Below are 14483 nucleotides of genomic sequence, written 5' to 3' on the forward strand. Positions count from 1 at the left end.
TTCGGTGAAATAGATACGGCAAGCTGTCGGGATAAGTGGAAAAGTCGGGAGGTCCGCGAGAAGGCGGACCTCTTTCATGTATGGGGCCAATGCAATGGATGCGTACCGTTCACTCGTTCGATAGCGGCAGAGGATGGGCCGTCACAGGTAGTTTGAATAAGACAAAATCGCCCGACCACATTTGGGAAGTAATCACGATCTTTTCCGTTTCTTGCTGAAAGAAGTAACCGGAGCCTTCTTGCTGCAAAAAAGTCCAGCCCGCTTTGTTCATTTCTGCGATCAGCCTGTCTTTTGCTGCTCCTCCTTGGGGGGCAGTGCCGTACCAGATATAACCCTCTTCGGTTGCCAGTTTTGTAAGCTGGCCGTCTGCTTGCCTCAGTCGGTGTACGACCGTTTGTTTCGAAACCGATGGAAAGGGTAATTCAGGATATAGAAAGGCAGGGCGGTCGGCAAAAAGGAGCGTACCCGCAAGCAGACAAAGCAGAACAGAGAGAAAGACTGTTTTTCTACCCATATTTGTTTGTACTCCAATCAATAGTGGATGATTTTAGTAAATAATTCGGCTGGATTGCAGAAATCCCTTTCGTAAGCAGGGTATCGATAGGCCGGTGTTTTGTTCTTCGCCAGTCAGGTCTGCTCTTGCTGAAAATACAAACGGGAATTTTTTGACAAACGAACCGTTTGAGAACGTGAGTTCGTTTGTGTAAAATGTAGCTATGTGCTATGTGCTATGTGCGATGTGCGATGTGCGATGTGCTAGTAGCTATTTGCCAGTTGGCAATCCCGGCTCTCTTTGCTTGTCTGCTTTTTACTTGCCCTGCTCGCACTATCTTTCCATACAACTTGTGTTTCAACGGAGGGATGACAATGATCGAAACCATCATGGTTCCATTGGACCGAAAAATGCAGCGGGTGCCCGTTCTGACCCCCAGGCACCTGAAGGCGTATGGCTTGCTGCTAAAAGGCGCGGATATAAATGAGCTTCTATCCGACAGAAAGATGAGGCATACCGTCAACGAACTGTGTAGTCTGGGGTGGATAAAGCCCCGTGCAGAGAGAAAATATACTTCATAGAAATATGTCTGATTATTCAAAACTGAATTGTTTCACAAAGATTCATGAAATTTTAACACATCGCAAGAAAAACGATCACATTTATCAAGTACAATGGAAGTGAAGTAAAGGAAAGCATCGAAAGGGGTAAATACTCTTGAATCTGGTGTTAACGGAAGCGCAATGCAAGGAATGCAAGGCTCGGCTCACGGAGTACGAGATCGAAAATAACAACTCTGTGTGCATGGATTGCTATAAAGAGAATGAAGAAGATAAATAATCCGTTGTGATAGAAAAACCCGTCTTTGCAACAGCAAAAGACGGGTTTTCCTTGTCCGGAAACGGGTTCGTGCCGGATTAAAATTTGCACTCGCCGTTGAAAATGAGCAGATCCCTTTCGGCCGACTTCTGGACTAGCGCTTCCGACCCGTGGTTTTCGGCAAACTGTCTTTCCTCATCCGTAATCGGAATCATCCAGAGCAGGTTGACCGGGTCTCCTCCCATCTCCGGAAAAGAAATAGCAGGGGCATTCTCCGGTTGGGCGAGCAGGACCGCTGTGAACTTCTCGTGAATGTGGCCGATTTCACGGCACGGGATGGAATGCCCGCGGGCGACAAAGGTGAGGTTTGACCAAGGCAGCGATGTTTGCCCGCTGATATACTGCAGCATCTGTTTTTCGTTTTTGGCGAGCCATTTGGTTTCGCAAGCAAAGGCGAGCTCGAAACGACGCAACTGCTCCGGTGCTTCCGTATACTGTTCGACCTTGGGCTGGGGCAGGATGGATACACCGAGTGTAACGACGTAGGTGATCTCTTCCTTGACGATCTTGACCATTGCTTTCGGCGGCCAATGGCCTCCGTCGATCGCGTAGTAGTTGTCGATCGGCCCGAGATCCTCGGTAATGGCGTCGAGGTATTGCTGCTGCAAAAGCGTCCAGGGATTCTCGTCCCAGCTTTGCCAAAACTGTTTGGCGGACTCTACGCGTTCATACAGCGCGTTCGTCTCGGGCGTTCCCAGCGGAAAGCACAGGTCCGACTCGCCGATGCAATCACGGGCGTAGGCGGGGTAGAAGGAACGGCCGTCGTCGGAGGGACCGGCCCACCCCGGAATGACGCTGAGAATTTCCTCTTTGTAGAGAAGGGCGGCAGCATCGCATTCTTCCAACCAAACGATAGACAGGTGTTCGGACTCCAATCTTTCGGCGCCTTCCGGGTGGGCGCAGCAGGCTTTAGGCAGCATCGGGCCTTTGCCGTTTTCCATCGCTTCCAGATCGAGCGATTCCGGCGCTTTGCCGTAATTGCGGACCCAGCTGGAGCGGATGCGGGCATACTCCTCGCCCGGGAAATCCCATAAATAAAAGTAGACGCAATCTTCATATTCCTCGACAAAGGCTTGAATAGGACAAAAGGGGGAAAATTCCTCCAAGAGAATGTTTTTCAATAGATTCACCTCAATAATCAAGCTCGCCCGACCGATACTTATATGGATTGATATACAACTTCAGGCTGGATATGGAAAAAGAATAGCACAATCGTCACGGAGGAAACAAATTTCAAAATAGTACGTATCTTTTGCTGAAAAGAGGGATTGGTTTGCAGCAGTGTACGTTGTACGTTTCCGTTCAGGATCATGAAAGCGTGACTGAAGCGATACGGAGTGCATTTCGCGATAAAACGGTTGAAGTGTCGACCGATGGGCGTACGGTGACGGTTACGAGCAAAAAATGGTTCAGCAAGAGCACCATCACCTTCAACACGCTGAGGGAGGACCTCGATTCGGAAGCCTTTGACCAGATGAAGAGAGGGATGTACGGCTTTTTTGCGCAGATTGAAACGCCTCATGAACGCGTTCAAAAAAAGCTGCTGATGCAAATCGCGGCACTCAATGTCGCGGTGGGAATCGTAGCGAGCAGCGGGATCGATGGGGAAACGTTCCAAAAAATACTGGAGATTGCGAGGAGCGTGCATGGCATCGTGTTCCTCCCGACCGGCGAGATGCTCGACAAAGAGGGCAAGCTCATCCTAGACACCGAGGGCGAATCCCAGCTGGACGATTTTATCTTGACGGTGAGCGTTGATTTGATCGACGGACATGTCCGGTCCACACCATCGGCAGAAGCGCGCAAGCAGAGAAGCATACAGCTGCTCAGGGAGCAGGGAATCCCGTGCATTGAACATCTACCGGTCATCGCCGGGGACGAAGAGGCCGTGATCCGAACAAAGGATGAGATCGTCCAGAGAGCGATTGCGCTTTGTCTGATCGCCATCTATTCCGGCGGCATTGCCGAAAACGGCAATGTAGAGGAAGAGCGGGAGTTCATTGAGGGACTCATCGAGCAATACGGCGCAGAACGGTTTTTTACGGAAAAGGAGCGGGCCTTCCTGTACAACGATCAGCCTGAGCGGATAGATGCCATCCAGTTGGTGTGGATGTACGAATGCTACTGGGTACTCCTGTGGGCGCTCGGATACGTGGAGAAGCTTGATTTCCCGGGAGAGATTTGCGATGTCCAAACCGCCATTGACTGTCTGCGTCTGGCCGAGAATTACGACGGCTTCTATCAACATGCATCCGTTCGCGGCAAAACAGAAATCCTGGACCAGGCAGATTTGATCTACCGCTATGATTGGGCATGCGTAGACGCCAGAATCAACAATCGCCCCGTCGAAGGAGGCTTAAACGACGGAGTGGTGCTGGAGAGACACAGAGCGCTAAACTGGCTGGTGCGTTATATGGATGCCGACTGGGATGGCGTTTCGACGGATACGTAGGGCAAGGAATTTTCGAATAGCTTTTGGCGGGCAGCCGGGCGGGGATACGATTCCGCCTGGCTGCCTTTTTTATGCTCCATGAACAGAGACGCGTGCGAAGAGCTGCCCGTTTTTCCCGCGAATTTGCGGGGCGGTCAGGTTTCGGAGCGATACGATTTTCCCATTTGCGGACCCAGGCCGAAGTAGTGGCGAAAATTGTAAATCAGCGGAGACCAGGCGGCCGGGTCGATGTAATTTTCACCGAGAACAATATCCTCCGAGGCATGCACCTTGACCACTTTCACTTCTATTATCGAAAAATCCGGACTGTGTTCGGGATTGCGCATGTTTACGACCTTGGCCTCCATCTGGAGCGGGCATTCGAAAATCCGCTTCGGCTCCACAACCGCAGAAGGCATCGGAGTGAAGCCGGCCGCCGCAAATTTGTCCTTTTCATAACGGAAGCCCATCTGCTGTTTATAGGAAGGCACTGGATCCTTGCCGGTGAGCGGCGCAAGCAATTCCACTTGTTTCCACAAGGAAGGATCGGGCAGATTGAGCACACATTCGGGATGCTGCCGCAGGTTCTCCACCGCTTTTCCGCCAAACCCGATGCCCATGACAATGCAGTCGCCGAGCGCCCAGGAAGAAGAGATCGGGCTGATGTTGGTCGTGCCGTCCTCGTTTCGGGTCGTCAACAATACGACAGGGGTGCCGTAATACAAAATTTTCGGCTGAATGCTTCTGTGAGTGAGTGCGTTTGTTTTCATAACCTACCTCCATCACTTTCATCATAAGACGAAACGATTATAACAGGCAGATATTTCGGCAGGGATCGAAGTATGAATTACCTTGGGACAGCTTTCACTTGAAGAAGTCTTTGGCCATGCTTGCGATACGCCCAGATCAGGAAGCCGTTCAGGGCAAAGACGATGATCCCCAGAGGAAGCAGCGAAGGATCGACGAACAAGTGAAACGTCAAAATGTTGACGGAAACCGGGGCCAGGACGACCAGCGACAGGGGCGCGAACAGATTCAGAAGCAAGCCCAGTCCGCAGATGACTTCAACCGTTTTGACCATGACCAGTAAATACCCCTGCAAAAATTCCATCGCTTGCGGGCTTGTCGGAAAGACCGGCGGCTGCCCGAAAATAACGAGGTAGCCGTTAAGGCCTGCGCCGAAAAAGATAATCCCGAGTAAAAGACGACACAGTAAAATGACGGTTTGCATGAGCGTGACATCCTTTCTTGAAATGTGATCTACCGAACCTGGAGCCGTTTTCTCCTTTTTCATCTCCTTTAGCAAAGCCTTTTTAGCACTAATATAGGGAATCGGCTGCGGTGGAGAGAAGCCTGCTTCCATTCTCCGCTCCGGTCTTCGTCCCGCAAGGGAGCGCAGACTGTCCGCTCCGCAGTGACCCCGAGGGAATCGCAAAACGGCGCGCAGCTCCGAAGGGAATTCATAGGTTGCGATTCTGTTCCCTCGGGCTCACTGCTCCGCTGGGCTGGACTTCGCTAGTCGCTCCGACTGGAAACAGGCTTCTCTGGCGAACCGGAGATGAATCATCGAGCTTTAAAAAGCATGCGGGATAATCCCGGGTTGTTAAAGCATCAAGACAAGCTTTTGGCAGGAAGCTGACAGGGATGCTTTCACTATTAAATGAAAGCCTTCTTCGCAAGCAAGACTAGCAAGCTTCTCTCAACCGTTCGGGCTCTGCCCAAACGTTCTTTTGAGGAGAACACCAACAGCTGTAGAGATGAAAAAGGAGAAAACGGCGAAGGTCTTTGGGACACCTCCCAGGCGGAATGGAAAAAGCAAAACACGCTTTTAGCGTCCAACTCTGAGACGCTCCCTCGAGAAGGCTGCTTTTGGACGCGGTTTTGCTTTTGGAATACAGCCGGACAGTCCAGCCCCCTCGCAGTGTCCCACCGAACCTGGAGCCGTTTTCTCCTTTTTCATCTCCTCCACCAAAGCCTGTTCAACCACCAACAAGAAAGCGGCTGCGGTGGGGAGAAGCCTGTTTCCATTCTACGCTCCGGTCTACGTCCCGCAAGGAAGCGCAGACTGTCCGCTCCGCAATGATCCCGAGGGAATCGCAAAACGGCGCGCAGCTTCGCAGCAGATTCATAGGTTGCGATTCTGTTTCCTCGGGATCACTGCTCCGCTGGGCTGGTCTTCGCTAGTCGCTCCGAATGGAAACAGGCTTCTCTGGCGAGCAGGACTGCTTCTGCGAGCTTTTAAAAAACATGCGGATAACTCAGGATGTCTTAGGCTCACGGCAAACCTTATCGCAGGAAGCTGAGAAGGGATTCTTTCGCTATGAAACGGAAGCCAAGCCCTCTTCGCTAGCAAGACTCTCTCAACCGTTCGGGCTCCTGTCCGAACGGTTTTTTTGATGTAAACCAACAGCTGTAGAGATGAAAAAGGAGAAAACGGCGAAGGTCTTTGGGACACCTCCCAGGCGGAATGGAAAAAGCAAAACACGCTTTTAGCGTCCAACTCTGAAACGCTCCCTCGAGAAGGCTGCTTTTGGACGCGGTTTTGCTTTTGGAATGCAGCCAGACAGTCCAGCCCCCATGCAGTGTCCCACCGAACCTGGAGCCGTTTTCTCCTTTTTCATCTCCTCCACCAAAGCCTGTTCAACCACCAACAAGAAAGCGGCTGCGGTAGGGAGAAGCCTGCTTCCATTCTCCGCTCCGGTCTTCGTCCTGCACGGAAGCTCGGACAGTCCAGCCCCCTCGCAGAGATGGGCATGCCCCGATTGTATTTGACCGGGTGGTCAGTAAGAAAAGTATATTTCGTTTTGACCAAGTGGTCAATACCTATGGAAAAGAACACTCGATCTTTTCCAGACAAAGCAAAAAGCCTCGAAAATGGACAGTTTCGAGGCTTTGGGTAGCGATGACGAGCTTACTCAAGCAGCAGCTGTTTCAGTTTTACCAAGCGATCGGGCTCAATGCTGCAGGCTTGGCACAAATAGGTTTTCATATCTCCGTACCGATCCAGGATGCCCAGACAAACCTCCTCTAAATATTCCCGGCGCACCTCCAGCATCGGTTTTAACCGATCCGGCGAAACTTGAAAGAGACTCATCCATCTGATGAATGTCTGGATTTTTTTCATGCGCGGCGCAATCAGATCATTGGAGAACAAATAGTCTTCCAAAACGTTTTCATAAGGGACTCCGACAAGCAGCTGAATGACGGCGGAGATAAAGCCTGTGCGATCCTTCCCCCCGGTACAGTGAATAAGAGCCGGCACATTCCTTTGCTCAGAGAGATGCGTGATGATTTGATTCAACTGGGCGTGACTGTTAAAGGCCATGTTTTGGTACATGTCTTTCATGATTTGCTCGAAATCGATCGTACTTGCCTGACTCACCAGAAACTTGAAAAACTCCAGGTGTGTAAATTGCTGGCTGCTGTCATGGAGTGACACGTCAATGACCTGTATCCCGTGCTGCGGGGTAATTCGGCTGGATTTTGAGTTTTGCTCGCGCGGCGTTCGCAAATCAATGATGGATTTGATCCCCAACTGCCTGAATGTCTCTATGTCTTTTCGCGATAACCGGGACAAGTCAGCGGAGCGAAACAGGACACCCGTCTTCATTACGTTTCCATCGGCTGTCTTGAAGCCCCCTACATCGCGAAAGTTATACAGTCCGTCGAATTGAAAAAGTGAATGCTTCTGCAAAGTTTTCATGATCATTTCCCCAATGCGTCAGATTATGTATGGTTCATTGAAAATAACACAAAAACGAATCATATGACCAAAAAAGTATTTATGGTCGCATAAAGGATAGAAGAAAAGACTGCCTCTCTTACAGTCTCCAGTTTACTTCTATGCACCCAGCGATTATGATTAGTATAATCACCATGTGACGAAAAGTCCATAAAAAGTCACAAGTTTTTAAAAGGGAGTTTTTCTATGCCGAAATTCACCGAGCAGGAAAAGGAACAGGTCCGCCAATCTCTCTTGATAAAAGGCAGAGAATTATTCATCCAATACGGGCTGGCCAAGACCAGCATCGATGATGTCGTCCTCGCGTGCGGAATTGGCAAAGGCACCTTTTATAAATTTTTTGCCTCCAAGGAAGAGCTGTACTTTGAAATTTTAAAGAATGAAGAGGAAGTCAGGGAAACGGTACTAAGTCAGTTGTTTCGAGAAAATCTGCCTCCAAAGGAACTGCTGGTCTCATTTTTCCGCACTTCATTTGAACTGGTCGAGAAGAATCCTTTTCTTCAACGCGTATTTCAAAATGATGAACACGAGCGGCTCGCCCGCAAGCTTCCTGACCAGATGAAGCAATTTTCGCAAGAGAATACGGAACGAGGGATTCGCGCGGTCCAGTTCCTGATCGAGCGAGGCGCACTCCCCAAGGATGACCCGCAAGTCATCGTCGGAATCATGCAGGCTGTCATGACGCTGCGGCTGCACAAACAGGAAATCGGCAATGAAATCTTTGCCAGCGTGATGGGGAAAATCATTGAGTTTGTCGCCGAAGGATTGACCAGAGAGAGGCAGCATCCGCAATAATGCTTGCTTGTCTCTTCGGTGAAAAAATGGGCAGATACCGCAAAAAAGAAGAGGGTGACGAGGTGCAGACCATTCATTTATGGGGCCAGGGAGAAGAAGCAAACAAAGTAAAGCTGCTGAATGCGGCTTTGCTGGAGTTTGCGGAAAAAGGCTACACACTCGGCTCCACGAACCAGATCGTGCAAAACGCAGGCATCTCCAAAGGGATGCTGTTTCACTTTTTTTCCAATAAAAAAACGCTGTATCTGTATATCGTGGATGCTTGCCTCGCTTACTTTGAGACCTACCTGGCGGGGTGCATGCGGGAGCGATCAAGCGACTTGCTGGACCGGGTCCGGGAGCTTGGCATGGCCAGGATGAAGCTGTTCTACGAGGAGCCGGTAATCTATCGGCTGGCGGTGGAGACCTTTATCCGGTACCCGGCGGAGATCAGGGAGGAGATTGCGGAGCGGGAGAAGCGGGTGTACGAAACCTATTTGGCGATGCTGCTGGAAGGATTGGACAGCTCTGCTCTCCGCGAAGGCGTTTCTCCGGAGAAAGCTGCCGACTTCCTGATCACGGCCGTCGAGGCATTGATTCAAAAGCGTGTCCGGGCAAATGCATACGAGGCAGACAAGGGGCTGGATGCTCTGCACCAATTTATCGGTGAGCTGTCCGCCTATATGGACATGGTTCGCAACGGCGTGTATCGTTGATGCTGAATAGGAAACGGCTGTTTTTGCCAAGATCCGGTAGCTGATCTTGGCAGGACAGCCGTTTTTTGCAAATAACAACGATTGCTTTCCCGGCATATGGGCAATCGAGAAGGCTTGCAGTATAAGGCGGCATGGCTTTTTACTCCGTTTTATACAGGGCGGAGATGGCCTTTGCCTCAGCGATGACCTTCTCGCGCAGCTCGAGCGGCTCGATCGCTTCTACGCGCGATCCGAGTCCGAGAACAATTTCGCAAGCTGATTCCAGAGTCTCAAATTCAACCGTTGCTTCGATCCATCCTTCAGCTGCGGGCTGGGTTTGCACGATTTTTGCATAGCGCTCCTGGCGGAAACGAGGAAGGCTCGTTTCTATGAGCTTCACACGACCTGGATAGGACGGCAGACTCGACTTGAACTGCTCTGTAGACTGTTCCCAGTAACGGGCCAGATCGAAATCGGCAGGCCGCTCAAAGGTTTCCTCCAGCATTCGGGCAGACAGCAGGCGGGAAATCCGGTAGGTGCGGATATCACTGTCGACCTGCGCGACCATATACCAGACGCTTCGCTTCGCCACCAGACCAAACGGCTGGACGATGCGCTCCACGACGGCTTCCTCCCTCTGGTACGAGATGAACAGCTTCCGACTCGTCCAGACCGACTCCTGGACAACAGGGAGGAAGGGAAATGATTCGTCGGATTGGTGCCAGCCTGCCCCGTCGATGTGAATGAGCCGGCGTACGGACTCGGCGTCTCCGCGTGTTTTTGCCGGGGAAGCGGCCAGCAGTTTTTGGAAGGCTGCCTCAAACCTGTTTCTGAGACCGAGGTCGCTCAGCAGGCTGGAAGGGCGAACGAGCAGAAGCGATTGAAGCTCCTCCGTAGTCAGTCCTGTCAAAATGGTCCGGTATCCTTCCGCCAGCGACCAGCCGCCCTGTGAACCTCGTTCGGCAAAAACGGGGATTCCCGCCGCGCTCAGGGCCTCCATGTCCCGGTGAATCGTCCTTTCAGAAACCTCAAGCATTTCCGCAAGCATCCGGGATGTCAGCCGGCCGCGGTTTTGCAACAGCAGCAAGATGGAAAGCAAGCGATCCGCCCGCAAGAAAATCCCTCCCTTGAGCCAAAACGGTTGTCTTCCGGGTAGTTTCCTTGATCATACCATGTTTATATGACAGCTGTTGTCATATTTCGTGAGCAATTCTATGACTGGTTTGAAAAACGGGCAAAAGGAAGCGGACCGCCTTTGCAGGGGAGAGTGGCAGTGGTGGCTGGAGGCGACACAGGGAGCAGGATAAGGCATTACCGTCTGTTATCTTTGTGGAGCAATATTAAAATATTTTTAGATTTTGCAAACAAATGTAGACCAACAGAACACCTATAGCTCTGATGAATAATTTCCATTTCCAATGAAGAAGTTGTTTATTATACGGTCTGACCCCAAGATAAAAGTTATTCCAAAAAGTTTGCGGCAATAGAAGGCAGAATAATCCGATCAAAACCACTGCAATCGTTTTAATCATAGACAGTATCGGCTAACAACTCCTCTATCTCGTCCTTGTCATTTTATTTTACCGATTTTATTATCCATAAACAAACGGTGGCGGAGTGCAATGGCAAGAGCAGGAGAACCAAACATGGACAGCGGATTGAAGAGATGGAAAGAGGCGAAAGCGGCTCAAGTTGAAAGGGACGGTACAAGCCAGTCGGGAAAATTCGTATATTCCCCCGAGAAAATGGAATGCTTTACATAAATGCTAGTCCGGTTAAGCGAAGGGAGTACGGTGCGAAGTGAAAACGATGGAGCCGAGAGATTGCGATCTGTCTCCGATGAAACTGCAGGTAGAGCATGAATTGCAGCAGCTGATTCTCGACATCCAGAGCAGTTTGGTATCGATGAGGGATGAAAACCACTGCGTTTTGGGGAATCTGGACCAAATCAAGCGGAAATTTTTGCAAATTGAAGCAACTGCCGCTTCCTTTTACCTCTATTGTTATTTGTCGCCCTTTACCGATAAGTACCCGGATTTATCCCTGACCGTTCAACATCTGTCCAGCCGCAGGCACGGCGCCCTGATCGTGATTCAACGAAATGAGCCGCTCGATCAGTGGATTCACAAGGGAACGCTGGTTGGCGCCACCGTCAGCAGCTCGCTATTGGAGTCCATTTTTTATCCGGGAAGTCCGCTGCATGATGGCGCTGTTCTCATTCAGGCAAACTCCATCGTCTCCGCGGGGAATGTTCTCCCGCTTTCGAGCAACAGCTTGGGTGATCCGAATCTAGGTACGAGACACCGGGCGGCTTTGGGGTTGACAGAGCGGAGCGACGCGCTTGTGCTCGTTGTTTCCGAAGAAACGGGAAGGGCACGCTTCGCCTATCAGGGAAAATTGTACCCGCTGCCGACTTTGTGAGAAACAAAGCGTGCAGCGGGTTTTTGTTGCCCGTTTTTCTGCACCTCCTTGGAAAAATTACGAGAGAACTTGTAATCTTTTCCGCCAAGCTCCGTTTATATGGGTAAGCAGGCAAAAACATGCTGCGCAGCGAACTTTTGCTCCTGCGATTAGCTTGTGGTTGACGGGAGGAACCCACATGCAAGACGACATGGAACTCATCGAGGAAGTTTTGGGCGGAAACGATGGCCTTTGCGCAAATCATCGACAAATACAAACAGAGCATTTTCACTTTTTTGTACAGAATGACCGGTCAACAGGAGGATGCGCGGGATCTTGCGCAGGAGGTTTTTACAAAGGCCTATTTCCATCTTAACAGCTATAAGCCTGCCTGCAAGTTTTGGACATGGCTGTATCGCATCGCTTACAACCATTGCGTCGACGAGCTCAGGCGCCGCAGGAGGACGGAAAGAGTCGAACTCACAGATGGACTGCTTACACACAGAATGACCCCTGAATCGGTCTATCTGGCGAAGGAACAGACGGCTGAGCTGGAGGCGCAAGTCCTTGCCTTGCCGCAAGAGTACCGCACCGTCTTCCTGCTCCGCCATACCCAGCAGCTAAGCTGTCAGGAAATCAGCGAAATATTGGATATCCCGGTCAACCTGGTTCGAGTCCGTTTGCATCGGGCCCGAAAGAAATTGCGTGAACGTCTGTTGAAGGGAGGAGCCATGCATGAAGTGTTTGACATTTGAAGAGATGATGGAGTATCTCGACGGCGAGATAACGGAACGGGAGCGAAGCCAAATCGAAGCGGACCTGGAGGCGCATCTTGAGGATTGCGCACGCTGCATGGAGAAGTTCCGAATATATGCCGAAGATGTTAAGGCGTTTGACAAACTGGCAGAGGCTCCGCAGCTCCCCGATACGTTTACCGTCGAGACAATGGCCCGCATTGCGGCTGAAAAGCAAGAGCAAGCACCGGCAGGGTGGACCGACCGATTCACGAATGTATTTTGGAGGGGAACGATCTTGAAAAAAATTACCGTAGTCGCTGCCGGAGTAACGCTGGCGATCTCGCTTAGCACGTTTGTTTCACCAACCTTTGCTTCCTATGTCAAATCGGTATTTACCAGCGGAGAGGGGACGGATAACGGATTGAAGCGCGCCGCTGAACAAGGCCTCACCTCGTCTGCCGAGGCGAAGGCAACCGATCAGGGAATCACCGTGGCGGTAAAGGAGGTGTTTGCCGACCCGATGAGGATCGCCGCCGTTTTCGGATTTGAGAAAGACGGAAAAGCGATCAAATCAAGTCAGATGCACCACAACGTCGACCTGAATGGCCGATATAAGTTTTATGTGACTGACACCGCCGGCAATATGGTTTACGACTCTGGATACCGCTTGGGAGAACACGGTTTGGACACGGTCCTGCAAATCAGCCTGCAGGATATGGAGAAGGATATGGAGAGAAAGGAGATTTCCAACAATCTCGTCCTGCACATGGAGGTTAGTCAAATCGGAGATACAAAAGGCAAGTGGAATCTCAGCGTTCCGATCGACCTGCAGAAACTCAAGGAAAAGGTGGCGGTGATTCCGATTAACAGCAAGTATGCCGCCACGCCGCCGGGAATGTCGATCGAGCTGAAGCAGGCGGCGAAAGGCGTAAGCGCCACGCAGCTATTTTATGAAGTAAAGCTGGACGACGGGCTGATGAAGAAGTATCGGGACAGCATGAAATACTTTGAAAAGCTCGATGAGGAAACCGGCGGTTGGACTGATTTCGAATGGTACGACATTTCCTACCGCATCGTGGACAGGCAAGGAAAAGTGGTTGCCGCCAATAAGCAAGGGCCGGAAGGGGGAAGTCAGAATGTGATCGAATCCCTCTACCAAGGACGCGATGATCCAGATAAAGGAGTCTATACATGGATCGATGCATTCGACCCGACAGTTGTCAAAAACAGCCTTGCAGTTGAGCTGACCAAGGTAATGTGGAATGAACTGGCTGATTTCGAGTTCACATTCAAACCGGAGGACGTAGCGAAAAAGCCGCAAACCAAGGAGTATAACGGAAACACGATCACGATCAAGAGTGTCAGCTACAATCCTGTTGAGAATGTCGGTTCTAAGAGGGGTTTCGATCGTTACAAGGGGGTCGTCATGGAAGTAGAGTGCGTGCTGGCAAAAGATGTGGTTTATCTCGACACGTGGACGATAACGGATGAAGAAGGAAAGCGCTTTGAGCCGGAAACACATCGGAAATCGGATGTGGTTAAGAACAAAGACGGAAATTACAGCTACCATTTCTGGATCACCGCCGAGAATTGGGATAAAATACCGAAAACAATCACCCTGAATGCCCATCGAGTCGTCCTGCAAGATACAAATGTCAATTGGAAAGTGCCGATTCAATTGGGCGAATAACAACAGATGGAAAAGTTTTTGAAGGCAAGCGCCGCCCCGTAATGGAGGCGGCGTTTGTATTTGTCAAATCCGGCTCCGCCGCATCTGTTTGTTCGTTGCCCCCTGCCGACTTTGTAAGAACAAAGCGTGCAGCGGGTTTTCGTGGAGCCATTTCATAGACAGCAAACGATCACCTTAATTCCGACTTGACATATATGTATTATGTGATTTATCTTTACACATAATCCTTCTCGGTCAAAATGGCACGTTAAGCGCGTCTGGGAGGAATCGATATGGAATTTTATTGTCCCACATGCAAGCACGCTTTTCCCAACAAGGATGAGATATGCGGCCATTTGCAGTCCTTTTTGCAATCCTTGCACGGCAAAAAAGTGTGGCGGGTCCGCTTTCTTCATCACTATCCGTACCACTTTTACAGCGACGAGCAAATTAACGAAATGCTGCGGGAACAGCCTTTGACGGTCACTCATGTCATGTGTCTGGAGGACTTTGATGGCGAATTGTGTACGGGCACTGACTCCCTGGGCAACATCGTTTCGATCTTTGACTAGAAAAAGCCGGGATCATCCGTACGGACAGTCTGCGCGTTCTCGCGGGACGAAGACCGGAAACAGGCTTTTCTTTACCGAAGCCGCTTTCTTT

At 50.7% G+C, this 14483-nt stretch carries 13 protein-coding genes; 7 read left to right on the forward strand and 6 right to left on the reverse strand.

Annotated features, from left to right (window positions below; genetic code table 11):
* Positions 1–109 precede the first annotated feature (109 nt).
* The gene (locus Q3F21_RS11935) at positions 110–514 is read right to left on the reverse strand and encodes a hypothetical protein (RefSeq protein WP_340252764.1); all 405 of its coding nucleotides are present in this window, start codon (positions 512–514) and stop codon (positions 110–112) included.
* An 896-nt stretch (positions 515–1410) separates the two neighbouring features.
* A complete protein-coding gene (locus Q3F21_RS11940; RefSeq protein WP_340252766.1) occupies positions 1411–2502 on the reverse strand; it encodes a suppressor of fused domain protein in 1092 nt (363 codons plus the stop codon).
* A gap of 143 nt (positions 2503–2645) precedes the next feature.
* Between Q3F21_RS11940 and Q3F21_RS11945 the strand changes: the two genes are divergently transcribed.
* Complete coding sequence (locus Q3F21_RS11945) at positions 2646–3824, forward strand: DUF4272 domain-containing protein (RefSeq protein WP_340252768.1); 1179 nt, start codon at positions 2646–2648, stop codon at positions 3822–3824.
* 134 nt (positions 3825–3958) lie between these two features.
* Here the strand turns inward: Q3F21_RS11945 and Q3F21_RS11950 are convergent, their stop codons facing one another.
* The 3 genes from Q3F21_RS11950 to Q3F21_RS11960 form a co-directional block, all read right to left on the reverse strand.
* The gene (locus Q3F21_RS11950; RefSeq protein ID WP_340252770.1) at positions 3959–4573 is read right to left on the reverse strand and encodes a flavin reductase family protein; all 615 of its coding nucleotides are present in this window, start codon (positions 4571–4573) and stop codon (positions 3959–3961) included.
* A gap of 77 nt (positions 4574–4650) precedes the next feature.
* Positions 4651–5034, reverse strand: coding sequence for a DoxX family membrane protein (locus tag Q3F21_RS11955; protein ID WP_340252772.1), 384 nt, complete (start codon positions 5032–5034; stop codon positions 4651–4653).
* A 1680-nt stretch (positions 5035–6714) separates the two neighbouring features.
* Positions 6715–7506, reverse strand: coding sequence for a tyrosine-protein phosphatase (locus Q3F21_RS11960; RefSeq protein ID WP_340252774.1), 792 nt, complete (start codon positions 7504–7506; stop codon positions 6715–6717).
* A gap of 225 nt (positions 7507–7731) precedes the next feature.
* On the opposite strand from Q3F21_RS11960, the gene Q3F21_RS11965 reads away from it, so the two are divergent.
* A complete protein-coding gene (locus tag Q3F21_RS11965) occupies positions 7732–8340 on the forward strand; it encodes a TetR/AcrR family transcriptional regulator (RefSeq protein ID WP_340252776.1) in 609 nt (202 codons plus the stop codon).
* Between the two features lie 62 nt (positions 8341–8402).
* Positions 8403–9035 (forward strand): TetR/AcrR family transcriptional regulator, encoded by a 633-nt coding sequence (locus Q3F21_RS11970; protein ID WP_340252778.1) that lies wholly within the window; start codon positions 8403–8405, stop codon positions 9033–9035.
* A 139-nt stretch (positions 9036–9174) separates the two neighbouring features.
* Here Q3F21_RS11970 and Q3F21_RS11975 read toward each other — a convergent pair whose 3' ends face one another.
* Positions 9175–10128: a helix-turn-helix transcriptional regulator gene (locus tag Q3F21_RS11975; protein ID WP_340252780.1), complete on the reverse strand. Its 954-nt coding sequence runs from the start codon at positions 10126–10128 to the stop codon at positions 9175–9177.
* A gap of 695 nt (positions 10129–10823) precedes the next feature.
* On the opposite strand from Q3F21_RS11975, the gene cdaS reads away from it, so the two are divergent.
* The 4 genes from cdaS (at position 10824) to Q3F21_RS11995 (ending at position 14392) form a co-directional block, all read left to right on the forward strand.
* The gene (gene cdaS, locus Q3F21_RS11980; RefSeq protein ID WP_340252794.1) at positions 10824–11435 is read left to right on the forward strand and encodes a sporulation-specific diadenylate cyclase CdaS; all 612 of its coding nucleotides are present in this window, start codon (positions 10824–10826) and stop codon (positions 11433–11435) included.
* Between the two features lie 224 nt (positions 11436–11659).
* Positions 11660–12169, forward strand: a complete 510-nt coding sequence (locus Q3F21_RS11985; RefSeq protein ID WP_340252782.1) for an RNA polymerase sigma factor — start codon at positions 11660–11662, stop codon at positions 12167–12169.
* Positions 12150–13841 carry a DUF4179 domain-containing protein gene (locus tag Q3F21_RS11990; RefSeq protein WP_340252784.1) on the forward strand — a complete coding sequence of 564 codons (1692 nt, stop codon included), beginning with the start codon at positions 12150–12152 and terminating at the stop codon, positions 13839–13841. The genes Q3F21_RS11985 and Q3F21_RS11990 overlap by 20 nt, the downstream gene beginning before the upstream one ends.
* Positions 13842–14113: 272 nt before the next feature.
* Positions 14114–14392 carry a hypothetical protein gene (locus tag Q3F21_RS11995; RefSeq protein ID WP_340252786.1) on the forward strand — a complete coding sequence of 93 codons (279 nt, stop codon included), beginning with the start codon at positions 14114–14116 and terminating at the stop codon, positions 14390–14392.
* The last annotated feature ends 91 nt before the right edge of the window (positions 14393–14483 follow it).

The sequence above is a fragment of the Brevibacillus borstelensis genome (genome assembly GCF_037834415.1).
Lineage (GTDB): Bacteria > Bacillota > Bacilli > Brevibacillales > Brevibacillaceae > Brevibacillus > Brevibacillus borstelensis_A.